The organism is Pseudomonas sp. PF05 (assembly GCF_056521845.1).
In genome coordinates this window covers 54,490-79,965 of the sequence record NZ_JBWLPW010000018.1, presented here as the reverse complement: position 1 = coordinate 79,965, position 25,476 = coordinate 54,490, and the positions used below count along the sequence as shown (strand labels likewise).

Annotated in this window: 22 protein-coding genes; 13 read left to right on the top strand and 9 right to left on the bottom strand. The window is 62.8% G+C overall.

Annotation, left to right across the window (positions count from 1 at the left end; genetic code table 11):
- Positions 1 to 82 precede the first annotated feature (82 nt).
- From AC09SL_RS24640 to AC09SL_RS24625, 4 genes are read right to left on the bottom strand one after another with little or no spacing between them, the layout of a single operon-like run.
- Complete coding sequence (locus AC09SL_RS24640) at positions 83 to 877, bottom strand: ABC transporter permease (protein WP_058544879.1); 795 nt, start codon at positions 875 to 877, stop codon at positions 83 to 85.
- Positions 874 to 1,605, bottom strand: coding sequence for an ABC transporter ATP-binding protein (locus AC09SL_RS24635; protein WP_058544880.1), 732 nt, complete (start codon positions 1,603 to 1,605; stop codon positions 874 to 876). The genes AC09SL_RS24640 and AC09SL_RS24635 overlap by 4 nt, the downstream gene beginning before the upstream one ends.
- Complete coding sequence (locus tag AC09SL_RS24630) at positions 1,602 to 2,609, bottom strand: YVTN family beta-propeller repeat protein (RefSeq protein ID WP_058544881.1); 1,008 nt, start codon at positions 2,607 to 2,609, stop codon at positions 1,602 to 1,604. The genes AC09SL_RS24635 and AC09SL_RS24630 overlap by 4 nt, the downstream gene beginning before the upstream one ends.
- A gap of 26 nt (positions 2,610 to 2,635) precedes the next feature.
- The gene (locus AC09SL_RS24625; RefSeq protein ID WP_058544882.1) at positions 2,636 to 3,802 is read right to left on the bottom strand and encodes an ABC transporter substrate-binding protein; all 1,167 of its coding nucleotides are present in this window, start codon (positions 3,800 to 3,802) and stop codon (positions 2,636 to 2,638) included.
- A 410-nt stretch (positions 3,803 to 4,212) separates the two neighbouring features.
- On the opposite strand from AC09SL_RS24625, the gene AC09SL_RS24620 reads away from it, so the two are divergent.
- Positions 4,213 to 5,466 (top strand): HAMP domain-containing sensor histidine kinase, encoded by a 1,254-nt coding sequence (locus tag AC09SL_RS24620; protein WP_058543950.1) that lies wholly within the window; start codon positions 4,213 to 4,215, stop codon positions 5,464 to 5,466.
- A complete protein-coding gene (locus AC09SL_RS24615) occupies positions 5,466 to 6,104 on the top strand; it encodes a response regulator (protein ID WP_058543949.1) in 639 nt (212 codons plus the stop codon). Before AC09SL_RS24620 ends, AC09SL_RS24615 begins: the two co-directional genes overlap by 1 nt.
- Positions 6,105 to 6,265: 161 nt before the next feature.
- Here AC09SL_RS24615 and AC09SL_RS24610 read toward each other — a convergent pair whose 3' ends face one another.
- Together AC09SL_RS24610 and exaA are read right to left on the bottom strand one after the other, a co-directional pair.
- Complete coding sequence (locus tag AC09SL_RS24610) at positions 6,266 to 6,910, bottom strand: pentapeptide repeat-containing protein (RefSeq protein ID WP_058543948.1); 645 nt, start codon at positions 6,908 to 6,910, stop codon at positions 6,266 to 6,268.
- A gap of 135 nt (positions 6,911 to 7,045) precedes the next feature.
- A complete protein-coding gene (exaA, locus tag AC09SL_RS24605) occupies positions 7,046 to 8,902 on the bottom strand; it encodes a quinoprotein ethanol dehydrogenase (RefSeq protein WP_064107085.1) in 1,857 nt (618 codons plus the stop codon).
- 254 nt (positions 8,903 to 9,156) lie between these two features.
- Here exaA and pedF point away from each other — a divergent pair, with 254 nt between their 5' ends.
- The 10 genes from pedF to mqo all read left to right on the top strand — a co-directional run bounded on the left by pedF (position 9,157) and on the right by mqo (position 21,124).
- On the top strand, positions 9,157 to 9,618 hold the full coding sequence (gene pedF, locus AC09SL_RS24600) for a cytochrome c-550 PedF (protein ID WP_064107086.1): 462 nt from the start codon (positions 9,157 to 9,159) through the stop codon (positions 9,616 to 9,618).
- 5 nt (positions 9,619 to 9,623) lie between these two features.
- The gene (locus AC09SL_RS24595) at positions 9,624 to 10,499 is read left to right on the top strand and encodes a substrate-binding periplasmic protein (RefSeq protein WP_058546843.1); all 876 of its coding nucleotides are present in this window, start codon (positions 9,624 to 9,626) and stop codon (positions 10,497 to 10,499) included.
- A gap of 10 nt (positions 10,500 to 10,509) precedes the next feature.
- Entirely contained in the window at positions 10,510 to 11,265 is a 756-nt protein-coding gene (locus AC09SL_RS24590) for a quinoprotein dehydrogenase-associated SoxYZ-like carrier (protein WP_058546844.1), read from the top strand.
- An 18-nt stretch (positions 11,266 to 11,283) separates the two neighbouring features.
- Positions 11,284 to 12,213, top strand: a complete 930-nt coding sequence (locus AC09SL_RS24585) for a quinoprotein relay system zinc metallohydrolase 1 (RefSeq protein WP_058546845.1) — start codon at positions 11,284 to 11,286, stop codon at positions 12,211 to 12,213.
- A gap of 313 nt (positions 12,214 to 12,526) precedes the next feature.
- Positions 12,527 to 14,302: a PQQ-dependent methanol/ethanol family dehydrogenase gene (locus AC09SL_RS24580; protein ID WP_058546846.1), complete on the top strand. Its 1,776-nt coding sequence runs from the start codon at positions 12,527 to 12,529 to the stop codon at positions 14,300 to 14,302.
- 284 nt (positions 14,303 to 14,586) lie between these two features.
- Positions 14,587 to 16,107, top strand: coding sequence for an acetaldehyde dehydrogenase ExaC (gene exaC, locus AC09SL_RS24575; protein WP_064107087.1), 1,521 nt, complete (start codon positions 14,587 to 14,589; stop codon positions 16,105 to 16,107).
- A gap of 297 nt (positions 16,108 to 16,404) precedes the next feature.
- Entirely contained in the window at positions 16,405 to 16,476 is a 72-nt protein-coding gene (gene pqqA, locus AC09SL_RS24570; protein ID WP_003243383.1) for a pyrroloquinoline quinone precursor peptide PqqA, read from the top strand.
- A 132-nt stretch (positions 16,477 to 16,608) separates the two neighbouring features.
- The gene (ercA, locus tag AC09SL_RS24565; protein ID WP_116643763.1) at positions 16,609 to 17,766 is read left to right on the top strand and encodes an alcohol dehydrogenase-like regulatory protein ErcA; all 1,158 of its coding nucleotides are present in this window, start codon (positions 16,609 to 16,611) and stop codon (positions 17,764 to 17,766) included.
- Positions 17,750 to 19,120 (top strand): hybrid sensor histidine kinase/response regulator, encoded by a 1,371-nt coding sequence (locus tag AC09SL_RS24560; protein WP_058546848.1) that lies wholly within the window; start codon positions 17,750 to 17,752, stop codon positions 19,118 to 19,120. Before ercA ends, AC09SL_RS24560 begins: the two co-directional genes overlap by 17 nt.
- Before the next feature lie 360 nt (positions 19,121 to 19,480).
- Complete coding sequence (mqo, locus tag AC09SL_RS24555) at positions 19,481 to 21,124, top strand: malate dehydrogenase (quinone) (RefSeq protein WP_058546849.1); 1,644 nt, start codon at positions 19,481 to 19,483, stop codon at positions 21,122 to 21,124.
- A gap of 243 nt (positions 21,125 to 21,367) precedes the next feature.
- On the opposite strand, the gene AC09SL_RS24550 is transcribed toward mqo, so the two are convergent.
- The 3 genes from AC09SL_RS24550 to AC09SL_RS24540 are packed head-to-tail and all read right to left on the bottom strand — an operon-like array spanning position 21,368 to position 24,400.
- Positions 21,368 to 22,675: a CitMHS family transporter gene (locus AC09SL_RS24550; protein ID WP_058546850.1), complete on the bottom strand. Its 1,308-nt coding sequence runs from the start codon at positions 22,673 to 22,675 to the stop codon at positions 21,368 to 21,370.
- Between the two features lie 52 nt (positions 22,676 to 22,727).
- Positions 22,728 to 23,051, bottom strand: coding sequence for an AtuA-related protein (locus tag AC09SL_RS24545; RefSeq protein ID WP_081264524.1), 324 nt, complete (start codon positions 23,049 to 23,051; stop codon positions 22,728 to 22,730).
- A complete protein-coding gene (locus tag AC09SL_RS24540; RefSeq protein WP_064107088.1) occupies positions 23,051 to 24,400 on the bottom strand; it encodes an acyclic terpene utilization AtuA family protein in 1,350 nt (449 codons plus the stop codon). Before AC09SL_RS24540 ends, AC09SL_RS24545 begins: the two co-directional genes overlap by 1 nt.
- Positions 24,401 to 24,501: 101 nt before the next feature.
- Between AC09SL_RS24540 and AC09SL_RS24535 the strand changes: the two genes are divergently transcribed.
- A complete protein-coding gene (locus AC09SL_RS24535; protein ID WP_058543970.1) occupies positions 24,502 to 25,398 on the top strand; it encodes a LysR family transcriptional regulator in 897 nt (298 codons plus the stop codon).
- The last annotated feature ends 78 nt before the right edge of the window (positions 25,399 to 25,476 follow it).

The following is a 25,476-nucleotide window of genomic DNA, read 5'->3' as shown; positions in this document are numbered from 1 at the left end:
TGTGCCAGTCAGCATCAATTCTGGATGAGCCGCCGCCATCGCGAGCAAGCTTTGCCCCCACAGGGTTCGGTGCAATGAGGCGTTAGCTGCCGGCCTTGCGCAACGCCGCATGCTGCGGATTGAACGTCCACACCGCCAACAGTGCGAACAGCAGGGTCAACCCCGCGCACACCGCCATCGCCAGCAGGTTGAATTGCTCATACAGCGCAAAACGCACCAACTCCACGCCATGGGTAAACGGGCTGACCGCGCAAAGCCAGTACAGCCAAGGACTGGCTTCCTGCATTTTCCACAGTGGGTACAGCGCTGAAGACAGGAAGAACATCGGGAATATCACGAAATTCATCACCCCGGCGAAGTTCTCCAGTTGCCGGATGGCATTGGACAGCAGCAAGCCCAGGGCGCTGAGCATCAGGGCCACCAGCAACAGGGCCGGGAGGGCCAGTAGCAGGCCCATGGTCGGTGGCTGGATGCCGTACAGCCAGGCGATGGCGAGAAAGGCATAGACCTGCAACAGCGAGATCAGCGAGGTCGCCAACAACTTGCTCGCCAGCAGGAAAGCCCGCGGCAGGGGGCTGGTGAGCAGCACGCGCATGCTGCCCATTTCCCGGTCGTAGACCATCGACAGCGAGCCCTGCATGCCGTTGAACAACAGGCTCATGCAGGCCAGCCCGGGCACGATGTACACCTCATAGGGGATGTAGGTGTCGTAGGGCGCGATGATGGCGATGCCCAGTGCCGCGCGAAAGCCGGCGGCGAACACCAGCAGCCACAGCAGGGGCCGTACCAGGGCGCTGAGCAGCCGGGTGCGTTGCAGCACGAAACGCAGCCATTCGCGCGTTACGATGCCGCTGAAACATTGCCAGTAAGCATTCATGGCCGGACTCCCGAGGCGGTCAAGCGGGTGAAGGCCGAACCGAGGGTGCCGCCGTGTTCCAGGCTCACCGCGTCGGCCTGCCCGCTGGCGACCAGGCGGCCCTGGTGCACGATCAACAGGTCGTCGCTGGGCTGCACTTCGTCCAGCAGGTGAGTGGTCCAGAGCACGCTGATGCCTTGCTCGCTGCACAGTTGCCGGATGTGCAGGCCCAGGGCGAGGCGACTGGCCGGATCAAGGCCGACGCTGGGTTCGTCGAGCAGCAACAGGCGCGGTTCGTGGAGCAGGGCGCGGGCGATTTCCACCCGGCGCCGATGACCACCGTTGAGGTCGCGTACCCGCTCGTGGCGGCGCTCGGTCAGTTGCTGGCGACTCAGTTCAGCGTCGATACGGGCACTGCCCTGGCGCCGCGAAAAACCGTGCAGCGCCAGGTGATAACGCAGGTTCTGTTCAATGCTCAAGTCCAGGTCCAGGGTGCTCTGTTGGAACACCACGCCCAACTGGCGCAAGGCCGGACGCGGAGATTTTTGCAGGGAATGACCTGCGACGCGGATGTCGCCGCGTTGCAGGTCGTACAGGCGCGTGAGCAGGGCGATCAGCGTCGACTTGCCGGCGCCATTGGGCCCCAGCAGCGCGGCGAAGTGTCCGGCGGGCAGGCAGAAATTCATCTGCTTGAGGGCTTCGCGCGCGCCATAGGCAAAGCTCAGGTCGCTGACCTCCAGGGCGTTCATGGCGTGACCACCACGCCCCAAGGGTAACGCCCGACTTTCACTGACTTCAGGACTTTGCGGCTCTCCACGTCGATCACCGAGACATCGCCGCTCACGCCATTGGTCGCCAGCAGTTGCTTCTGGTCCGGGGTAAATGCCAGTTGCCAGACGCGCCGACCGACCAGCAGGTAATCCAGCACTTCGAAGGTCTTGGCGTCGATCACCGCCACATGGTTGGCTGGGCCCAGGGCGACGAACGCCAGCTTGCCGTCGGCACTGAGCTTGACGCCCACCGGCTGGACCTTGTCCGGGTGCACGCCCTTGATCTGGAACGTCAGCGTCTTGAGCACCTGGCGCGTGGCAACGTCGAGGATGGTCAACGTCCCGCCGATCTCCGCCGAGGCCCAGAGCTGCGTACCGTCGCGATTGAATTCGACGAAACGTGGCCGCTGGTCCACCAGGGTGTTATCGGCCAGGGTCTGGGTGCTGGTGTCGATCCAGTGCAGCATGTTCGTGGTTTCACTGGTGTTGACCGCCCACTTGCCGTCAGGGCTGACGGCCATGCCTTCGGGCTCGACACCCACGCCGATCTGGCCGAGCACTTCGGAGGTCTGGGTGTCGATCACGGTGACCAGGGCATCGTCTTCGTTGGAGACATACAGCCAGCGGTCGTTGGGGTGCAGGGCGAACTGCTCCGGGTCCTTGCCGGAGGGCAGTTCCTTGATGATCTTGCGGGTGGCGACGTCCATCACCTGGACCCGGTCCGAGTCGCTGGCGCAGATGTACAGCAGGCGACTGTCGTGGGACAGCAATAGGCCTCGGGGGCGTTGGCCCACCGGCAGGGTCTCGATGACCTCCAGGCTCTGCATGTCGATCAGGCTCAGGCTGTTGTCTTTCTCGTTGGAGACCCAGGCGATGCTGGCGGCGGCGCTCGGGCCGGCGGCAAGCAACGCTGCGCCCAGGGCGAGGGCTTTGCACAGTCGGGTCGGGCAGAGCCGGGCCGGGTAAATCAGGGAGCGGCGCATGGCGGTTTCCTTATTGTTGTTATCGATCAGGGGTAACGGCAGCTCACTTCGGGCTGGTCGTAACCCAGGCTGTCCATTTCATTGGAGGGGTGCAGAAAACCGTCCTGGGGCGAGGTGCTGACCAATGCCCGGGGTTGGACCAAGGGAATCGGTTGGCGCAACTGGCCGTTCCAGGGCCGGTAGCTGAGCTTGCGACCCTTGAAACCGTCCAGCGGTAACTGGTCGCTTAAGGCCAGTTGGCGGATGGCGAGGGGGGCATCCTGACGCAACTTGCTCACGGCGCTGGCGATGCTGCGCACGGCGATCCAAGCGGCGAAATCGCGGTCGTTCATCCAGCGTCCGGCCAGGGCTTCGAAGCGTTTTTGCAACTGTGCCGCGCCGTAGGTTTCCACGGTCTTGTGCCAACCGGTGGGCTTCAGCCCTTGGGTGCCGGCCACCGGGCGTGGGTACCAGGTCTGGTAGGGCAGGTATTCGCCGAAGTCGCCGCGCTCATCGGCCACCAGCACCACGTCGTACTCGGCAGTCTGGGTGAACAGCGGCATGTCGGCCTGGGCGCTGCGGCGCTGGTCGTTGTCGAACTGCCAGGCCTTCTCGGCGACGACCTTCATGCCGAAGCGTTTCATGGCTCGACGCAATGCGGCGGCATAGGCCTGGTCCTCGGGCGTCTGGCCGACGATCAGCAAGGCCCGCTGCCATTTGCGCACGACGCTGAACTGCACCAGGGCGTCGGCGAGCATGGCGCGGTCGGGCAGGCTGTGCAGCACGTTGCCCAGGCAGTCGGTGGTGCGCAGGCTGTCGTCGGGGCTGCCGGCGTTGAACAGCAGGCTGTCGGGCAGGGCGGCGCTGAGCTGGCGCAGGCTGGCGGACGGCGCGTTGACCACGAACAGCCGCAGGCCCTGGTCGTGTTGGGCTCGGGCGGCTTGGAGCAGCGCTTCGGGATTGTCGACGCTGGCGCTTTCCAGGCGGTAGTCGTGCTTGAGAAAACGCCCGGTGCTGTTGCTGTCGACGATCGCCAGTTCAGCACCACGCAACCCGGCATCGGTCGGTTCGGCAATGACGTTGGACAGCAACGGGCCTGGGTCGGGGCGATAACCCAGGTAGCCGATGCGCACTTGCAGCGGCGTGGCATCGCCCGCGTGAGCGGTTGCCGCTGCCAGCAGAGAAACCAAGGCGTAACTGACGAGCCGGCGCATGACATCCTCCATTGCAGGTAGCGCCAGCATAGGAAGCCTGCGGCCATGGGGAAATATGCAGAAAGTACCGCCGGTGCAGTACCAAGGTAGTAACTCAGCTTGGATGCGGGGGTTTTAGGATGCAAGGCAATCGTCATTGACAGGAGCGGACGGACCATGCGGATTCTCAAAGCGCTGCTGTTGCCGTTTCTGCTGATCTTGAGTTTGATCGGGGTTGATCGGTTGTCTGGCAAGCACAAAACCATCAAGCACCCACAACCCCCTGTGGGAGCGAGCTTGCTCGCGAAGGCGACAGCACTGTCGATACCTATGCCAGCTGACCCACCGCTTTCGCGAGCAAGCCCGCTCCCACAAGGGAACTGTGGTGTGCACATAGATTGCGAGTTCCTTCCGCAAATGGGCCGCTAACCATGTCCGCCCTCTTGCGCATCAACCTCTGGGTTTGCACCTTTTTCGCGCTGGTCACCCTGGCTTGCGCGGTCCTGCTGTTGCACCAGGCCATGGCCGATGTGAAGCGAGAGCTGCAATCGGCCGAGTCGGTGGTGCATTACCTGCGCGAAACCGCCGAGCGCGATCCGGCCAGTCTCCAGCCGCGGTTGACCGGCAGCCTGCGTCATGTACGGGTCCGTTGGCTGGCCCCTGGGGAACTGTTCCCGGCGGATGAAGACGGGATGAAGGCCTGGCTCGGCCGTCGTCTATTGGACGACGGCCCGGCGGCCCAGGTGGTGGACTTGCCTGACGGTCGGCGGGCCTGGATTGCCGTCGATCCGCGCGATGAAATCGACGAGATTTTCGATTCCTTGGTGCAACTGTTGTACGTCTGCGCCCTGGCGCTGTCGCTCAGCCTGTTGGTCATTCGCTGGGCGGTACGCCGGGGCATGCGTCTGCTCGATGAGTTGTTGCACGCATTGCGTCAGGTGTCTGCCGGGAACCTGCAGGTGCGCCTGGGCACGGAAGGTGTCCCGGAGGCGCAGCATCTGGCGGGGCATTTCAACCGCATGACCGCCGCCCTCGCCGAGGCCCAGGCCGATAACGCCCGGCTTACCCAGGCCTTGCTGGCCGTGCAGGAACAGGAGCGCACCCGGTTGGCCCAGACCCTGCACGACGACCTGGGCCAATACGTGGCTGGCATTCGTGCCCGCGCCTGCCTGCTGCGGCTGGTGATGGACCAGCCACCGGCGCTGGAGCAGACCGTCAGCCAACTCGAGGAGCATTGCGAGCATTTGCAACGGGGGTTCCGGTCGCTGGTGCATGACTTGTACCCGGTGGTGTTGCAGCACCTGCCGCTGTGCGAGGCCATCGGGCTGTTGGCCGGGCAATGGCAGGCCAACCAGGGCATCGCCTGTCAGTTGCGGATCGACGAAGCGCTGCCGCCCTTGTCCGGGGCGGACAAGACCCACCTGTATCGCCTGTTGCAGGAAGCGCTGACCAACGTGGCCCGGCATGCCGGCGCCACAGAGGTGCGGATTCGCCTGCAACACCGCGCCGGGCGCCTGCGGTTGCTGGTGCGCGACAACGGTTGCGGAGCGACGCAACCCCCGCGTGCCGGTGTTGGCTTGCACTCGATGTGCGAGCGGGCGCGCAGCCTCGGTGGTGAGCTGCGCATCATCAGCCAGCCTGGCGCCGGTTGGGCGCTGGCCTTGAATATTGCCCTGGAGGCGTGATGAACATTTTGTTGGTGGACGACCATGCGGTGGTTCGGCAGGGCTATGCCAGCCTGTTGCGGGTGTTGATGCCGGACTTGCAAGTGCGCGAAGCAGCCACCGGTGAAGAGGCGTTGAGCCTGGTGCAGGAGCAGGTGCCCCACCTGGTGATCATGGACTTCGGCCTGCCCGGTATCAGTGGCTTGGAAACCACCCGGCGGCTACGCCAGCGCCTGCCCCAACTGCGAGTGTTGTTCTTCAGCATGCACGATGAATTGCCCTTGGTGCGCCAGGCATTGGACGCTGGCGCAGCAGGCTACCTGACCAAGAATTCGGCACCCCAGGTGCTGATGGAAGCGGTACGCCGGGTGCTGGCCGGGCATGCCTACATCGAACAATCCCTGGCCACGCAACTGGCCTGCACCCGCTCGCGCCAGGATGCCGACCCGCGCCTGCAATCCATGACCCAACGGGAGTTGGAGATTTTCGTCATGCTCGCCAAGGGCACACCCGCCCGCACCATCGCCGAACAGCTGTGCATCAGCGCCAAGACCGTGTCCAACCACCTGACGTTGCTCAAAAGCAAGTTGCAGGTCAGTTCCCATGCCGAGCTGGTGCATTTGGGGATCGACATGGGGGTGGTGCGGGTGGCGGGTTGAAACCGCGAGGGAGCTTGCTCCTGGTTGGAGGCACCCGTAGGAGCTGTCGAGCGAAGCGAGGCTGCGATCTTTGCGCTGTCGATTGAGTCTGGAGCGAAAAATCAAAAGATCGCAGGCTTCGCCAGCGCCTACACAGCCCTGCGGTCCCTAGCCACAAATCTTCACTGATCCCACGACATCGGGCACCCCGTACAGCCTTGCATGTTCGCATCCTGGAAATTTCCGTAATGCTGGCGAGAACCGCTCAGGTTGGCCTGTTCCAAGTTGCTTTCGCCGAGCTTGGCTTCCTGCAGGTTGGCGTCGCGCAGGTCGGCGCCCTTGAGGTCGGCCTTGCTCAGCCAGGCCATCTCCAGGTCCGCGGCCTGCAGGTTGGCCTCGTGCAAGCGGGCGCCGGACAAGCGGGCGAATTGCAGGTAGGCCGCTGTCAGGTCGGCACGCTGGAATTGCGCGCCCTGGGCGAACAGGCCCCAACCCTGGATCGCCTTGAGTGTGGCGCCGCTGAAGTCCGCCAGGCGCAGGTTGCTTTGTTGCAGGCTGGCACGGGTCAGGTTGGCGCCCTGTAGCTGGGCTTTCTCAAGGTTGGCCAGGTCCAGCCGCGCGTGCCGCAGGTCGGCGTCGCGCAGGTCGGCACCGCTGAGGTTCATTTTGCGCAGGTCCTGGTTCGCCAGTTTCGCACCGCGCAGGTTGGCGCCGGGGCATTGGCTGGACTCGGCGATGAGGCAGCCGTTGATTGTCAGGGGGGTGTCAGAGTCGTCGGCACTAGCGTTCGCGGCAATCAGTAGCAATACAAGGGGTAGATAGTTCATAGCGAGGGAACCCGGAAGGCTGATGTGGGAGCGAGCTTGCTCGCGATGGCGGTGGTTCAGCCGGCATTCATGTTGACTGACACTGCGCTATCGCGAGCAAGCTCGCTCCCACAGGGGATGGGGTACAGGTCTGGGTTATTTCTGCGCCGTCGCCTTATCCCAACTCGGAATCTTGAACACCCAGAACGACCCACCCTGGGCCACGGGCTTGGTCAGCTCGGCCATGTCGCCGCCCCACAATGGCACGGCGCCGCCGTAGCCAACGGTCACGCCGATGTACTGTTCGCCGTCCTGCTCCCAGGTGATGGGCGGGGAGACGATGCCGCTGCCGGTCTGGAATTTCCACAGCTCCTTGCCGGTCTTGGCGTCGAAGGCCTTGAAGAAGCCGTCGCCGGTGCCGGTGAACACCAGGTTGCCCTTGGTCGCCAGCACGCCGGCCCACAGCGGCAGCGGTTCCTTGTGCTCCCAGACCACCTTGCCGGTGGTGGGGTTCATCGCCCGCAGGCTGCCGACGTGATCGTCATACATGCGCTTGATGCGAAAGCCCATGCCCAGGTAGGCCGAGCCCTTCTTGTAGTTCACTTGCTCGGTCCAGTATTCCTCTTTCCACTGGTTGCCGGGGACGTAGAACAGGCCGGTGTCCTGGCTGTAGGCCATGGGGTTCCAGTTCTTGCCCCCGAGGAAGGGCGGCGAGACCTCCACCGGCTTGCCCTTGGTTTCACCGGGCAATGGCTTGGCCGGCCGCTGGCCGGGGTTCTCCACCGGGCGACCGGTCTTGAGGTCGATGTGGCTGGCCCAGGTGATGTTGTCGACAAAGGGGAATGCGTTCTGCAGCTTGCCGTTGTTGCGGTCCACCACGTAGAAGAAACCGTTGCGGTCGGCGTGGGCGGTGGCCTTGACCACCTTGCCGTCCTTGTCCTTGTAGTCGAACAGCACCAGCTCGTTGTTGCCGGAGAAGTCCCAGGCGTCGTTGGGCGTGTGTTGGTAGAACCATTTCACTTCGCCAGTGCTTGGGTCGACCCCGACCTGGCCGGAGGTGTAGAGGCTGTCGTAGTCGTGTGGGTTGCCATCCTTGGACGTGCGCGCCCAAGTGTTCCACGGGCCGGGGTTGCCCGCGCCAACGATGATGGTGTTGGTCTCGGCGTCGAAACTGGCGCTCTGCCAAGGTGCGCCGCCGCCGTGGCTCCAGGCTTCGACCTTGCCGGTTTCAGTAGTCTTGTCGTCGGGCCAGGAGGGCGCCTTGACGTCGCCGGTCGGTGTGCTGTCCTTGCCGTTGAGGCGGCCCATGTGGCCTTCGACGAACGGGCGCATCCAGACTTCTTCGCCGGTGTCCGGATCGCGAGCGAACAGTTGCCCGACCACACCGAACTCGTCGCCGGAACTGCCATGGATCAGCAGGACCTTGCCACTGGTCTTGTCCTTGATCAGCACCGGGGCACCGGTCATGGTGTAGCCGCCGGCGTGGTCGCCGAACTTTTTGTTCCACACCACTTTGCCGGTGTTTTTGTTCAGGGCGACGACGCGGGCGTCCAGGGTGCCGAAGTAGATCTTGTCGCCATAGATGGCCGCGCCGCGGTTGACCACGTCGCAGCACGGGCGAATGTTGTCCGGCAGCCGGTGGTTGTAGGTCCACAGGCGCTTGCCGGTCTTGGCGTCGAGGGCGAACACCCGCGAGTACGAGCCGGTGACGTACACCACGCCGTCGCTGACGATGGCCTGGGATTCCTGGCCGCGCTGCTTCTCGTCGCCGAATGAGTAGGACCAGGCCGGGCTCAGCTTGAACACGTTCTTGTCGTTGACCTGGGCCAGCGGGCTCCAGCGCTGGGCGTTGGTGCCCATGCCGTACTGCAGCACGTCCTTGGTGGTCAGGTGGTCGTTGGCGATGTCTTCCCAGGTGACGGCAGCGCTCGCCGAAGGACTCGACGACAGACTGCCGGCCAGCAGCAAGGCAACGGTCAGGGAGGAAAGGGCGGGTAGCGTTTTTATTCTCATGGTGGCAGTTCCCAGTGAAAGGTTTTGGCCTGACTAGGGTGTGTCGCACCACGACTTTGCCGATACGGAAAAAGTCCCGCCCTTGCCGGGAAGACTTCCCGAGCCGCCTGTCTTTACGACCTGCGTCGGATGGCCTGCTACCAAGGAACTAGACCCCGACCACTAAAGCAGCATTCGGCTGGCGGCAGGGGGTTCCTAAGATGACGGCACGGCTTCTTCACAGAGGTCTTGCGTGCAATCTAGAGGGCATAACAATGACAACAAAACGCAACGCCATCATCGCTACCGCACTGCTGATGGGGCTGGCCGGCGCAGGCTCCGTATGGGCCCATGGCAACGTAGTGCCCCAGGCAGTGGAAACCAAGGGCCTGACCCCGATCAAGGACACCGGTGTCGCACTGGACGGTGACGGCTGGGCCACGGTGAACCCTTATCGCGCCTCACCCGAACACGACCGGGCGCTGGAGATCGGCTCATCGGCCTATAACCAGAACTGCGCGGCCTGCCACGGCCTGGAAGCCAAGTCGGGCGGGATCGCCCCGGACTTGCGCCTGCTCGACGCCGCCGACGCCGGCGATGAGTGGTTTGTCGAGCGCGTACGTCACGGTGCGGTGCGCGACGGCCGGGTCTACATGCCGAAAATGGCCGACTACCTGAGCCAGGAAGCCTTGTGGGCGGTGCGCACCTATCTCGACAGCGTGCACGTCGAGGAGTGATCGCCATGCGCCTGTTCGCGTGGGTAATGTGCTGCCTGCTGCTGTGTGGCCAGGCGGTACAGGCGCAGGTGCGCAGCTACGACCAGATGATCGCCGCCGGTGAGTTGAAGGTCGCGGTCTACAAGGACTTCGCGCCCTACAGTTTCGAAGATCACGGCCAACCCAGGGGCGTGGACGTTGAGCTGGCCCAGGCATTGGCCAAGGCCATGGGCGTGCGTCTGAAACTGATGTGGGCGCCGCCCGGCGAGAAGCTCGATGACGACCTGCGCGACTACATCTGGCGCAGCAGTCCGTTGCACGAGCGGCAATTGGCCGACCTGATGATGCGCGTGCCCTACGATCACGACTATGCGCAAAGGCGCAACGACATCGGCGAACTGGCAAACGCCCAGGTGGTGATGTTCGGCCCTTATCAGCAGGAGTGCTGGCAGGTGGCGTATGACCGGCGACGTTTGGATTCGGTGGGCAGTGTCGCGGTGTTCCAGCAGCACCCCATTGGCGTCGAAGTCGACAGCGTTCCATCGTTCTACCTGACGTCGGTGTTCAACGGCATGCTCAGAGCCAAGACTCACCACTATCCCGGTGTCAGCCAGGCCTTCAAGGCCATGCAGGCCGGGGAGGTGGACGCCGTCATGGCCATGCGTGGGGAAGTCGATTGGCAAGTGCACGAGGCCGCCGATCCGCAACTGGCGCTGGCGGAAAATGCCTACCCGAACATGGGTAAGCAACGCTGGGAAATCGGCATGGCGGTGCATGAAAGCAACCGTCAGTTGGCCTATGCGGTGGAAGAGGCACTGGAAGGTTTGATCCGCGACGGCAGCCTCAAAGCGGTGTATGCCCGCTATGGCCTGCGCTACGAAGTACCCGAAATGTACCAATAGGAGCGCAGGGATGAACTGGCGAGCGTATGGCCTGCTGTTGTGGTGCCTGCCGTGGCTGGCGATGGCAGTCGAACCAGGAAAGGACCCGGTGCCGTCGGTGATGTGGGCCTTTTATCACAAGCAATTGCTGGGGGACGCGCCGTTCGTGTTCGACGATCGGGTGCGGCTGCTGGCGCCCCCCTTTGCCGAAGACGCACGCCAGGTGCCACTGGAAATCGACGCCCGGGCCTTCACCGGTGACGTCGTGCGGGTGCTGGCCTGGGCCGAACTGAACCCGTTGCCGAAAATCGTCGACTTCCAACCGGGGGAGCGAGTGCTGCCCTGGCTGTCGATCCGCATTCGCATCGAACAAGCCACGCCGTTGCGCGCCGCCGTGCAGACCCGCGATGGCCTGTGGCACGTCGGCTCGACCCTGATCGACGCGGCCGGTGGTGGCTGCACCGCGCCCAGCGTGGTGCGCACCCAGCCGGGTTGGGAGGAACACCTGGGCGAGGTGTTGGGGGCCCGCTATCCCCGAGGCGAGTCGAGCCGCCTGCGCCTGCAGGTGGCTCATCCGATGGATAACGGCCTGGTGAGCGGCATCCCGGAGTTTTTCCTCAACCAGGCGCAACTGCTGGACGCCGACGGCCAGGTGCTGGCGCGCCTGGAGCTGTTCCCGGCGGTCAGCGAAAACCCCAACCTGGGCTTCGACATCCGAGGCTCGGGCCAGACCCGCCTGGTGCTGCGCGACAACAGTGGCAACGAGTTCGAGGCGGCCATTCCCTGACCACAAAAGGAGCGCATCATGCGCTGGCTGTTACTGATCTGTCTTGGCCTCTGCCTGCCGGCATGGTCCGCCACCGATTACTCACTCAAGCCCCGGCAGATCGCCGAAGGCACCTGGCTGCTGGAAGGCAGCACCGAGAATTTTGCCAAGTCCAACGGTGGCAACATCGTCAACACCGCGTTCATCGTCACCGATGCCGGCGTGGTGGTGATCGACACCGGGCCGTCGAAGCGCTACGGCGAGGCGTTGCGCCAGGCCATTGCCGCGACCACCGATAAACCGGTGATCCAGGTCCTGCTGACCCATCATCACCCCGACCACGTATTGGGCAACCAGGCCTTCAGCGACGTGCCCATTTCCGCCTTGGCGGGCACCACCGACCTGCTGCGGCAACAGGGCGATGCATTGGCGGAGAACATGTACCGGCTGGTGGGCGACTGGATGCGCGGCACCGAGGTGGTGTTGCCGACCCAGGTGCTGAGCCCCGGTACGTTGAAGGTGGGCGATCACTCGCTGCGCCTGTTGCAACTGGCCGGGCACACCGGGGCTGACCTGGCGATCCTCGACGAAACCACCGGCGTCCTGTTCGCCGGCGACCTGGTCTTTTACGAACGCGCCCTGACCACTCCCAACAGCCCAGGCCTGGAGGTCTGGCTCAGGGACTTGGACACCTTGCAGGCCTTGCCCTGGAAGCAGGTCGTGCCTGGCCACGGCCCGGTCGCGAGCGACGCCCGGCCCTTTGCGCAGATGCGCGACTACCTGGGCTGGCTCGACCAACTGATGCGCGACGGCGCGGCCCGGGGCGACGACATGGCCGAGATGATCCGCAGCCCCATCCCCGAGCGCTTCGCCGGGATCAGCCTGAGCCGCTATGAGTTGATTCGCAGCGTCAGTCATCTCTATCCGCGTTACGAGCGGGCGGGGATGAAACGGGTGGAGACCCACTGATCCTGTAGGAGCTGCCGAAGGCTGCGAGCTTTTGATCTTTTGATCTTTCGCTTGAGATTCAAGTGTATTGGGAAAGATCGCAGCCTCGCTGCGCTCGACAGCTCCTACACAGCTCCTACACAGCTCCTTGCTGCTTTATTCCAGCGGGAATAGATATCCTCGCCACAATGAGCCCTGTCTCGTCTCTCGTATGTACCAAGGAACTAGAAAACTCAACACTGCGGGCAATTGTTGGCAACGGCTCCGAGCCCAAGAATCTGTGGCAGACCGGGAAAAATTCCCGGGTATAACAATAACCGCAGAGGTAGCCGTCATGAGTCATCCCGCACGTCGCCAACCCTTCGCCGTGAGCCTGCTGCTCAGTGCCATGCTGCTGTCCGGTTCGGCCCTTGCAGCCGTGACCGATCAGGAAATTCTCCAGGACCCGAAAAACCCGCAACAGATCGTGACCAACGGCCTGGGGGTCCAGGGCCAGCGCTACAGCCCGCTCGATACCCTCAATGTCAATAACGTGAAGGACCTGCGACCGGTCTGGGCGTTCTCCTTCGGCGGCGAAAAGCAGCGCGGCCAGCAGGCCCAGCCGATGATCAAGGACGGGGTGATGTACCTCACCGGTTCCTATTCGCGGGTATTCGCAGTGGATGCGCGCACCGGCAAGAAGCTGTGGCAATACGATGCGCGCCTGCCCGATGACATCCGTCCTTGCTGCGACGTGATCAACCGCGGCGTGGCGTTGTATGGCGACCTGGTGTTCTTCGGCACCCTCGACGCCAAGCTCGTGGCCCTGAACAAGGACACCGGCAAAGTGGTGTGGAGCAAGAAGGTGGCTGACCACAAGGCAGGTTATTCCATCAGTGCCGCGCCGCTGGTCATCAACGGCAAGCTGATCACCGGTGTGGCCGGAGGCGAGTTCGGCGTGGTGGGCCAGATCAGTGCCTACGACCCGAAGAACGGTGACCTGCTGTGGACTCGCCCAACCGTCGAAGGCCACATGGGCTACGTCTACAAGGACGGTAAAGCCATCGAGAATGGGATTTCCGGCGGCGAGGCCGGCAAGACCTGGCCGGGCGACCTCTGGAAAACCGGCGGCGCCGCGCCTTGGCTGGGTGGCTACTACGATCCGGAAACCAACCTGTTGCTGTTCGGGACCGGCAACCCGGCCCCCTGGAACTCCCACCTGCGTCCTGGCGACAACCTCTATTCGTCGTCGCGCCTGGCCCTGAACCCGGACGACGGCACCATCAAGTGGCACTTCCAGAGCACGCCTCACGACGGCTGGGACTATGACGGCGTCAATGAACTGATCTCGTTCAACTACAAGGAAGGCGGCAAGGACATCAAGGCGGCGGCGACCGCTGACCGTAACGGCTTCTTCTACGTGCTCGACCGCACCAACGGCAAGTTCATCCGCGGCTTCCCGTTTGTCGACAAGATCACCTGGGCCACTGGCCTGGACAAGGACGGGCGGCCGATCTACAACGAGGCCAGCCGTCCGGGCGCGCCGGGCAGCGAAGCCAAGGGCAGTTCGGTGTTCGTCGCACCGGCTTTCCTCGGCGCGAAAAACTGGATGCCGATGGCCTACAACCAGGACACCGGGTTGTTCTACGTACCGTCCAACGAGTGGGGCATGGACATCTGGAACGAAGGCATCGCCTACAAGAAAGGCGCCGCGTTCCTCGGGGCCGGTTTCACCATCAAGCCGCTGAACGAGGATTACATCGGCGTGCTGCGGGCCATCGACCCCAAGACCGGCAAGGAAGTCTGGCGCCACAAGAACTACGCGCCGCTGTGGGGCGGGGTCCTGACCACCAAGGGCAACCTGGTGTTCACCGGCACGCCTGAAGGGTTCCTGCAGGCGTTCAACGCCAAGACCGGGGAAAAGGTCTGGGAATTCCAGACGGGCTCCGGCGTGCTCGGCTCACCCATCACCTGGGAAATGGACGGCGAGCAATACGTCTCCGTGGTCTCCGGCTGGGGCGGCGCGGTGCCGCTGTGGGGCGGCGAGGTGGCCAAGCGCGTGAAGGACTTCAACCAGGGCGGCATGCTCTGGACCTTCAAGTTGCCGAAAGACTTGGTGGCCAAGCGCTGAGTAAATATTGAGCCGGGCGTTGCCCTTGTGGCGACTGCCCTGTGGGAGCAAAGCTTACTCGCGATGCAGCCGCCTCGGTTCCTTGGAAGACCGCGTCGCCTTCATCGCGGGCAAGCCTTGCTCCCACAGACGTTTCGCCAAATATCCTCGCCCCAGTGCTTGAAATCTACGACCAAATAACGAGAGCCCCCCTGCCAACGACGCATTCGTCCGGCAGGCGGGGCTCTCTACCATCGGCCTATCGCCTGTCCTGTGACAGGCATCGACCAGGCAGAGGCCCCATCATGATCTATGCACAACCCGGAACCCCAGGCGCCGTCGTTTCCTTCAAACCGCGCTATGGCAATTTCATCGGCGGCGAATTCGTCGCGCCGGTCAACGGCGAATACTTCACCAACACGTCCCCGGTCAATGGCGAAGTCATTGCCGAATTCCCGCGTTCCAACGCCGCCGACATCGACAAGGCACTGGATGCCGCCCACGCCGCGGCCGATGCCTGGGGCAAGACCTCGGTGCAGGACCGTTCCCTGGTACTGTTGAAAATTGCCGACCGCATCGAGCAGAACCTGGAAATCCTCGCCGTCAGCGAAACCTGGGACAACGGCAAGGCCGTACGCGAAACCCTCAATGCCGACGTGCCGCTGGCGGCCGACCATTTTCGTTATTTCGCTGGCTGCATCCGCGCCCAAGAGGGTGGGGCGGCCGAGATCAACGAGCTGACCACGGCCTATCATTTCCACGAGCCGCTGGGCGTGGTCGGGCAGATCATCCCGTGGAACTTCCCGTTGCTGATGGCCGCCTGGAAACTCGCCCCGGCCCTGGCTGCCGGTAACTGCATCGTGCTCAAGCCGGCCGAACAGACGCCGCTGTCGATCATGGTCTTCATCGAGCTGGTTGCCGACCTGCTGCCGCCTGGAGTGTTGAACATCGTCCATGGTTTCGGTCGCGAAGCCGGTGAAGCCCTGGCCACCAGCAAGCGCATCGCCAAGATCGCCTTCACCGGTTCTACCCCGGTGGGCTCGCACATCATGAAATGCGCCGCCGAGAACATCATCCCGTCTACCGTGGAACTGGGCGGCAAGTCGCCGAACATCTTCTTCGAAGACATCATGCAGGCCGAGCCGGCCTTCATCGAGAAAGCCGCCGAAGGCCTGGTGCTGGCGTTCTTCAACCAGGGTGAAGTCTGCACCTGCCCATCCCGCGCCCTGGTGCAGGAGTCGATCTACGCGCCGTTCATGGCCGAGGTGATGAAAAAGATCGCCAAGATCAAGCGTGGCAACCCGCTGGACACCGAGACCATGGTCGGCGCACAGGCGTCCGAGCAGCAATTCGACAAGATCCTGTCGTACCTTGAAATTGCCCAGCAAGAGGGCGCCGAATTGCTCACCGGCGGTGCGGCCGAGCGACTCGAGGGGGATTTGTCGAGCGGCTATTACATCCAGCCAACCCTGCTCAAGGGCCACAACAAAATGCGTGTGTTCCAGGAAGAGATCTTCGGCCCGGTAGTGGGTGTGACCACCTTCAAGGACGAAGCCGAAGCCCTGGCGATCGCCAACGACACCGAGTTCGGCCTCGGCGCCGGCCTGTGGACCCGCGACATCAACCGTGCCTACCGCATGGGCCGGGCGATCAAGGCCGGTCGTGTGTGGACCAACTGCTACCACCTGTACCCGGCCCACGCCGCGTTCGGTGGCTACAAGAAGTCCGGCGTGGGGCGTGAAACCCACAAGATGATGCTCGACCACTACCAGCAGACCAAGAACCTGCTGGTGAGCTACGACATCAATCCGTTGGGGTTCTTCTAACCCAGGGCCCTGTAGGAGCTGGCGAAGCCTGCGATCTTTTGATCTTGATCTTGATCTTTCGCTTGAGATTCAAGTGTCTGGGGAAAGATCGCAGCCTCGTTGCACTCGACAGCTCCTACACGGCTCCTACACAGCTACAGAGCTCGGCGCGAGCAAGTTTCCCTCGCCATAGGTGCTCGCTTCTCCAGTAGTACCAACGCACCCCACCCACCGCTTCGAAAGTAGCATTCGAGCCCCAGTCGTGGCGTGCATTAATGACCTTGCCGGAATCGCCCGGTACAAGAAGAGGAAAGACCCATGTGGACTAAACCCGCGTACACCGACCTGCGTATTGGCTTTGAAGTGACGATGTACTTCGCTAACCGATGAGAGCCGGCCCGGCCTGACGCGTTCAGGCCGGGCTACCCAATGGTCTGATTGCAATCACGGTGGGATGCTTTAGGCTCAAGGTATCCCAAGACAATAACAACAGGCTTACCGATGAGCCACGTACCTGAAAAGATGAGCCTCAGCCCGCTGCGCAAGTTCGTTTCCCCTGAAATCATGTTCGGTGCCGGTTGTCGGCACAATGTCGGCAATTACGCCAAGACCTTCGGTGCACGCAAGGTGCTGATCGTCACCGATCCCGGGGTCATCGCCGCCGGTTGGGTGGCTGACGTCGAAGCCAGCCTGCAGGCCCAAGGCATCGAATACTGTGTCTATAGTGCGGTCTCGCCCAATCCTCGGGTCGAGGAAGTGATGCTCGGTGCCGACCTTTACCGGGAAAACCATTGCGATGTCATCGTCGCGGTGGGCGGTGGCAGCCCCATGGATTGCGGCAAAGGCATCGGCATTGTCGTGGCCCACGGCCGCAACATCCTCGAGTTCGAAGGCGTCGACACCCTGCACGTACCCAGCCCGCCGCTGATCCTGATTCCCACCACGGCGGGGACGTCGGCTGACGTGTCGCAATTCGTGATCATTTCCAACCAGCAAGAGCGGATGAAATTTTCCATTGTCAGCAAGGCGGCGGTGCCGGACGTATCGTTGATCGATCCGGAAACCACCCTGAGCATGGACCCGTTCCTGTCCGCCTGTACCGGCATCGACGCCCTGGTGCATGCCATCGAGGCATTCGTGTCCACCGGCCATGGCCCGTTGACCGACCCTCATGCGCTGGAAGCGATGCGCCTGATCAACGGCAACCTGGTGCAGATGATCGCCAACCCGGCGGACGTCGCCCTGCGGGAAAAAATCATGCTGGGCAGCATGCAGGCCGGGCTGGCGTTCTCCAACGCAATCCTGGGTGCCGTGCATGCGATGTCCCACAGCCTGGGCGGTTTCCTCGATTTGCCCCATGGCTTGTGCAACGCGGTATTGGTGGAGCACGTGGTGGCGTTCAACTACAACTCGGCGCCGGACCGTTTCAAAGTGATTGCCGAGACACTGGGCATCGACTGTCGGGGGCTCAACCACCGGCAGATCCGCACCCGGCTGGTGGAACACCTGATTGCCCTCAAGCGCACCATCGGTTTCCACGAGACCCTGGGCCTGCATGGCGTGAGCACCTCGGACATTCCGTTCCTGTCGCAGCATGCGATGCACGACCCGTGCATCCTTACCAATCCTCGGGAGTCGAGCCAGCGGGATGTCGAGGTTGTCTATGGCGAAGCCCTCTGACGAGCAGCAAAAGGCCTTGGCCGGGCTGCTGGGGCTGGGCAATCACTCGACGCGCAAGAGTCACTACCCGGAACTGGCGGCGCGCCTCGATGAGCTGGAACAGGCCCGGCAGCACCTGCAACAGCTCAATGATCGACTGGAGCAGCGAGTGGCCGAGCGCACCGACGCATTACTGGAGGCCAACCACAACCTGCAGCAGCAGATTGTCCAGCGCGAACTGATCGAGCAACAGTTGCGCGATGCCCGGGACGCCGCCCAAGCCGCCAACCGCAGCAAGGACAAATACCTGGCCGCCGCGAGCCATGACCTGTTGCAGCCGCTCAACGCCGCCCGCCTGCTGATCGCCACGTTGCGTGAGCGCCAGTTGCCTACCGCCGAGCATGTGCTGGTCGAACGGACCCACCAGGCACTCGAGGGGGCCGAAGACCTGCTCACCGACCTGCTGGATATTTCCCGGCTGGACCAGGCCGCCGTCAAGCCCGACCTGGCGCCGTATCGGCTGGATGAGTTGTTGGGGCCGCTGGTTTCAGAGTTTCAATCGGTGGCCGGCGCCGCAGGGTTGGAGCTGCGGGTGCGGTTTGGCGACGAAGCCGTGCTGACCGACCTGCGATTGATCAGCCGTATCCTGCGCAACCTGCTGAGCAATGCCTGTCGCTACACCGATCAGGGCGGCATTCTCCTGGTGGCCCGGCGCCGGGGTGGACACTTGAGCGTTGAGGTCTGGGACACGGGGCGTGGCATTGCGGCCGATTGCCTGGAGTCGATTTTCCTGGAATTCAACCAGCTCGACGTCGGTCGGGCGGCGGATCGCAAAGGCGTGGGCCTGGGGTTGGCGATTGTCGAACGCATCGCCCACATCCTCGGTTATCGGGTGCAGGTGCGTTCTCGGCCGGGACGGGGCTCGGTGTTCAGCATCGAGGTGCCGCTGTCCAGCGAAAAACCCCTGCCGGTGTCGCAGGTTCCGGCACAGGCGGTCGCCGGCAACCCACTGCCAGGGCGGCGTTTGTTGGTGATCGACAATGAGTTGAGCATCTTGCAAAGCATGGCGGCGCTGTTGGGGCAGTGGGGCTGCGAAGTCCTGGCCGCCACCGACGAAGCGGGCGCCCTTGATGTGCTGCAAGGGCGGGCGCCGGAGTTGATCCTGGCGGATTTCCACCTGGATCACGGGGTCGTGGGGTGTGAAGTGGTCAAGCATCTGCGCGAGCATTTCCACCAGGCGATCCCGGCGGTGATCATCACCGCCGACCGCAGCGATCAGTGCCGCCGCGCCTTGCGCAAGCTGGATGCGCCACTGCTCAACAAGCCGGTCAAGCCTGGCAAGTTGCGGGCGGTGTTGAGCCAGATGCTTGGGTAGGTCAATCGGCCCCGAGAGCCAGCAAAATGCCGTCATTTGGTCGGCGTTTTCGCCCGTCGTGTAAAAAGACGCTTCGGTCTGTTTATTTCCTTATGTAAACTCCCCCCGCTGCGACAATCGGGCACGGCCATGCCAGGCCCGATGAATACGTTTGCAGCATCCCTCACCCAGCTGAAGCCAAGACCTACAAGAAGTCAGCGCCGGAGAGATATAAACGAGAGGCCGACGTATTGCTCGGCCCTGTAGGTCCATCCTCCTGTCCGTCTCGATACCCCTCCTGCTGGCGTTGCCGGCTGTGGATGTGGTCCATCCTTGACCAGGACAGGTGGACGGAATGGCGTTCATCCTAGGGATACACACATGTTGAAGAAAACACACACGGCGCTACTGGGCCTGGCGATGGCGATGGGTCTTGCGACCACGCACGCCGCCGAGCCGAAAAAAGTTGATGTCTTGCTCATTGGTGGGGGCATCATGAGCTCGACACTCGGCGTCTGGCTCAACGAGCTGGAGCCGGGCTGGACCATGGAAATGGTCGAGCGTCTGGACGGTGTTGCCCAAGAGAGTTCCAACGGTTGGAACAATGCCGGTACCGGTCACTCTGCGCTGGCCGAGCTGAACTACACGCCGGAAGACAAGAACGGCAAGGTCGAGATCGCCAAGGCCATCGAAATCAACGAAGCCTTCCAGATCTCCCGTCAGTTCTGGTCCTGGCAGGTCAAGAGCGGTGTGCTGAAGGATCCGCGTTCGTTCATCAACTCCACACCGCACATGAGCTTCGTATGGGGTGATGACAACATCGCGTTCCTGAAGAAGCGCTACGAAGCCCTCCAGGCCAGCCCGTTGTTCGCCGGCATGCAGTATTCCGAAGATCGCGAGCAGATCAGCAAGTGGGTCCCACTGATGATGCAAGGGCGTGACCCGAGCCAGAAAGTCGCGGCCACCTGGAGTCCACTGGGCACCGACGTGAACTTCGGCGAAATCACGCGCCAATTTGCGGCTTACCTGCAGACCAAGCCGAATTTCTCCCTCAAGCTGTCCAGCGAAGTGGAAGAGATCACCCGCAACGAAGACGGCACCTGGCGCGTTTCGTACAAGAACCTGAAAGACGGTACCGAAACCGAGACCGACGCCAAGTTTGTGTTCATCGGCGCCGGCGGTGGTGCCTTGCACCTGCTGCAGAAGTCTGACATCCCGCAGGCACGTGAATACGCAGGTTTCCCGGTGGGTGGTTCGTTCCTGGTCACTGAAAACCCGACTGTCGCCCAGATGCACCTGGCCAAGGCCTACGGCAAGGCTTCGGTGGGCGCACCGCCAATGTCGGTTCCGCACCTGGACACCCGTGTGCTCGATGGCAAGCGCGTGATCCTGTTTGGCCCGTTCGCAACCTTCTCCACCAAGTTCCTGAAGAACGGTTCGTACTTCGACTTGCTGACCAGCACCACGACCCACAACGTGTGGCCGATGACCAAGGTCGGTATCGAACAGTACCCACTGGTCGAGTACCTGGCCGGTCAACTGATGCTGTCGGATGAAGATCGCTTCAACGCCCTGAAAGAGTACTTCCCGGACGCCAAGCAGGAAGACTGGCGCCTGTGGCAGGCTGGTCAGCGCGTGCAGATCATCAAGCGTGATGAAGAGAAGGGCGGCGTGCTCAAACTCGGCACCGAAGTGGTCGCGTCCGAGGACGGCAGCATCGCCGGCCTGCTGGGTGCCTCGCCAGGCGCCTCGACCGCTGCACCGATCATGTTGAGCGTGCTTGAGAAGGTCTTCAAGGACAAGGTCGCCAGTCCAGCCTGGCAGGAAAAACTGCACCAGATCGTGCCGAGCTATGGCACCAAGCTCAACGAAAGCCCTGAGCGCGTTGCGCAAGAGTGGGCTTACACCAGCGAAGTCCTGCAACTGGCACCGCCACCGGCAATCGGCAAGCCAGGCGCCACCGCGGCGCCGGCCACGCCTGCCGCTGCCCCTGAGGCCAACCCAGCGGCTGACATGGCGCTGTAAACCGGACGCTGTCTGGTGAGGTACAAGAACGCTGCGCATTGAGCGTAATGCTGTTCACTTAAGGATACGGCGCTTTTTCCGAGGGAGGGGAAGGCGCCGTTTTCTTTGGTGTTGGGGTTGGATTGGATTGGATTGGGTACATATCCTTTGCTGCGGTAACGGCCACTTAGGACCCCAAACGTTTGAGGCAGCAATGCCTGGGCCTCATCAAACGCATCCATCAGCACCGCATTCACCGCGCGCTCACACCTGTACCGCTCCAGTCATCACGGCAAAGGCGAGCATCGCCAGGCTGACACCCCAGGCCCAGAAGAACGTATAGGCGATGTGCTTGCGCAGCTCTACGCCGGACAACGCCAGCGCCAGGTACACGCTGGGCACCACCGGGCTGATGGAGAATCCGGCGTTTTCACCGATCAACATGGCCCGGGCCACGGCTTCGAGGGGGACTCCCGCGGCGGCGGCCACGTCCCTGATCACCGGCAGCAGGGCGAAATAGTAGGCGTCGGGTGAGAAGATCATTCCCAGGGGGACGCCGAAGAAGCCGACGATCACATGCAGATATTGGGCAGAACCGGCGGGCATGATATCGATCAGTGCCAATGCCATGCCGTCGGACATCTTCGCGCCGGAGAGCACGCCCAGCAGGACGGCGGCGGCCATCATCACCAGGACCATTTGCAGCGCATCGGCCGCATGGGCCTTGAGGCGTTCGGCCTGGGCGTCCAGGGACGGGAAGTTCAAGGGCAGGGCGATGCCCAGTCCCACCATGAAACAGGCATACAAGGGAAAAATGCCGGTGAACAGGCACACCAGGATCCCACCGGTCAGCGCCACGTTCAGCCAGTAGCGCAGCTCCCGGGGCGAGAGGGCGAATTCACGGTCTTGGGGGTGCAGGCTGTCCAGTTCAACCGTTGCAGCCGCCCCCAGCGACATCGGTTGGCGACGCTGGGCGCGCAAGCCCAACACTGTCGCGACAACGAGCATGCACGCCAGGCCCACCATCTGCACCGGCAGCAAGCCTAGCCACAGTTGGGTGGCATCCAGCCCCGACACCGCGGCGGCGCGTGCGGTCGTTCCGCCCCAAGGGACCATATTGATCACGCCGGCCGTGGTGCCAACCAGGCACAACAGCATCGCCGGGCTCATGTTCAGGCGTTTATACAAGGGCAGCAGTGCCGGGATGGTCAGTAGGAACGTGGCGGCGCCGACACCGTCGAGATGAACCGCCGATGTCACCAACACTGTTACCCACGCCACGGCCAGCGGCCTGCCGCCCGTGCTGCGGATCAGCAGGTTGACCAAAGGATCGAACAACCCCCGGTCACGCATGATGCCGAAGAACAGGATGGCAAACAGAAACAGGGCTGCGGTCGGGGCCACGGTAATCAGGCCAGCCTTGATGAATTCGCCGATCTGTCCGGGATTGAATCCGGCCATCAGGCAAGCGACCACGGGAAGGGTGGTGAACGCCACCACCGGGCTGATCCTGCGCAGCAATATCAATCCGATGATGGCGAGCATCATCAGTAAACCCAGGGTTGTAATCATGTTGCAGCCTCTCTTTTTTATTGTTGTCGAAGGTTCGCGGGCGGTGAGTCGATCAGCCTTGCGGGCCGGGCAGGCGCAAGGCCAGAAGCAGGTAACTCAGGCTCTTGCCGTGGCGATCAAGACCACAGCTGCGGTTCACGCCACCCTCCAGGGCGTCCTCGAGCACGAAATTCAGCGCATTGAGGTTCGGCAGTTCATAGCGATGCACCTTGGAGGGCTGTCGCGTTGCGAATTGCTCGGCCACTCGGGCGCAGGTCAATTCCCGAAGCAGCCACCGATAGTGGGCCGGATCGCGGGGAAACAGGGCGATGCTGAGAATGTTGCCTTTATCGCCCGCACGGGCATGGGCGTAGTCGGCGAGGGTGACCAGGTTCATCAGTACCACTCCAGGGTTGTATGGATTTCATCTCGCGGCAGCAGGAAACTGCGGGTGGTGACGGTCTCGACGAGGTGTCGCCGCACGCCACCGCCGCCCGCCGGTCCGTTGGTGTAGAGCGACTCGACCTCCGACAGCAGCGCCTCCACCAACAGTCGGTCGGTGTGGGTCAGGCCGATCCGCACACGTACATCCTCCAGGGCGGGCGCCTGGCCCAGTTGTTGTTGCAGATAACGACCGCCCTGGTCGTTGAAAAGACTGGCGACCCCCGACAGATCGATCCAGGGCTGTACCCCAGGTGCCAACTGGTCAAAACGTTGCAGCAGGATCTCCCGCGCCAGCGCGGCACGCGCCACGGCGCCGGGGCCTGCGTAGGATATCTCTGCCTCGCCGAACCAGAGGCCGCGTACACCCGTCAAGCCCTTGAGCGTACCGGGACGCGGATGACCCAGCAGGCCACTGATTTCAACACGGTCATCGCCCAAGTCCCGTACATGGGCCTGGCCCAGGTCCAGCACCACGTCCGGCGTCAGATAGCGTCGGGGGTCGTGTACTTCGTAAAGGAGTTGTTCCTTGACGGTCTGTTCGCTGACCCGTCCGCCGCAGTGACGGGTTTTGCCGATGATCAGGCGGCCATCCTGATGGATCTCCGCAATGGGACAGCCGAGATTGGCCGGGTCTGGAATGTCTTTCATCCCAGGATGGGCAAAATAGCCGCCGGTGACTTGGGTGCAGCACTCCAGCAGATGGCCGGCCGTGGTGGCGATGGCCATTTTCTGCCAATCGTCAGCCGGCCAACCCAACCCATGGCGGATTGCCCCCACGGCCAACGACGGATCCGCGACCCGGCCACACAGCACGATGCCAGCGCCCTCGGCCAACGCCTGGGTGATACCGTCAGCCCCGGTGTAGACGTTCACCGACACGGGGTGCTCCGAGGGATCCGAGGACAACCATTGTTCGTAACGGGGCGGCGTTTCTTCCAACAGGTCATCACCCAGCACGCAGGCGATTTTCAGTGCAGGGAAGCGGCCCGCCAGCGTCTGGCGCAGCCGTTGCGCGGCCGCCCTGGGATTGGCGGCACCGCCGTTGGTGATAATCGCAATGCCGGCCCCGATGCACAGGTCCAGCATGGGTTCGAGGAAATCAAACAGGCGGGGGGAATATCCCGCTTGTGGATCCAGGCGCTTGCGTAGTTGCGCCTCGGCCAGGGTCCGTTCAGCCAGCAGTTCGAGCATGATGTAGCGCTGGCCTTCGCGCTGCGCCAGGTCCTGGGCCAGGCGCAGCGCGGCGTCGGGCCGATCATTGGCGAAACCGGCGCCGCAGCCGACGAGGATTTTTTTTGTCATGTCCGTTTCCACTGTGGGGATGGCCCATAGTGGCTGGCGTGGATTGTTCTGTGAATTTTAAAGGTAGAATCAATTGATTCATTAATTTTATAAGTGCGGCCATGAACGTTTCTTTCAGACAGCTTCGTGCCTTTATCCTTATCGCCGAGACGTCGAGCTTTACCCGTACGGCAGAACAATTGCACCTGTCCCAGCCGGCGCTGAGCTATAGCATCCGCAAACTGGAAGAAAGCATGGGGTTGCAGTTGCTCGCGCGTAATACCCGCAGCGTCGAGCTGACCCCGGCCGGTGAGCATTTTCTGCCTCAGGCCCGGCGCATGCTCCGGGACATGAACGACGCTGTGCGCGATGCCCGCGACACCCTGAGCCTGAGCCGCGGCACGCTCCGGCTGGCCGCCCTGCCCACCGCTGCGGCGTCATTCCTGCCGATCGCCATTGCTTCTTTCCAGCATGAAAACCCTGGCGTGACGGTGAGCTTGTTGGACGGCCGCGCCGGGGAAATCATGGGCTGGGTGCAGCGGGCAGAGGTGGACGCCGGCATCAGTTCGTTGCCTGACGATCTGTCTGGACTGAGCTTCGTGCGTCTACTGGATGACAATCTGGTGTTGCTGAGCCACAAGGCCCCGCAGCATGACGACCAGGACGACTGGAAGCGGCAACCCTACATTGCCCTCACGCCTGACACCAGCATCCGGCCCCTGGCTGACGCTGCGTTGCGCTATTTGAACGTCGATCCTGTGCCGGCCTGGGAAGTGGCGCATATGAGCACGGCCACAGCCCTGGTGCGCGAAGGATTGGGTTTTTCCCTGTTGCCGGCCAGCTGCACGGCGGTGTTCAACATCGGTGAGCAGTGTGCTGTTACCGCCATCGACCAGCCGGCGAAACGTTCGATCGGCCTGCTGCAACGCAAGCCGGTGGCCCAATCGCCTTCGTTGAGCCAGTTCATGCGGCATGTACGGCAGGTGCTGCGCAAGGACGATGTCAGGTACGGACACTGAGGTTGATCGAGCAATGGCTATCGCGAGCAAGCTCGTTCCCACATAGGCTGGTGGTGGAACTTGATTGCATGTCCGCCA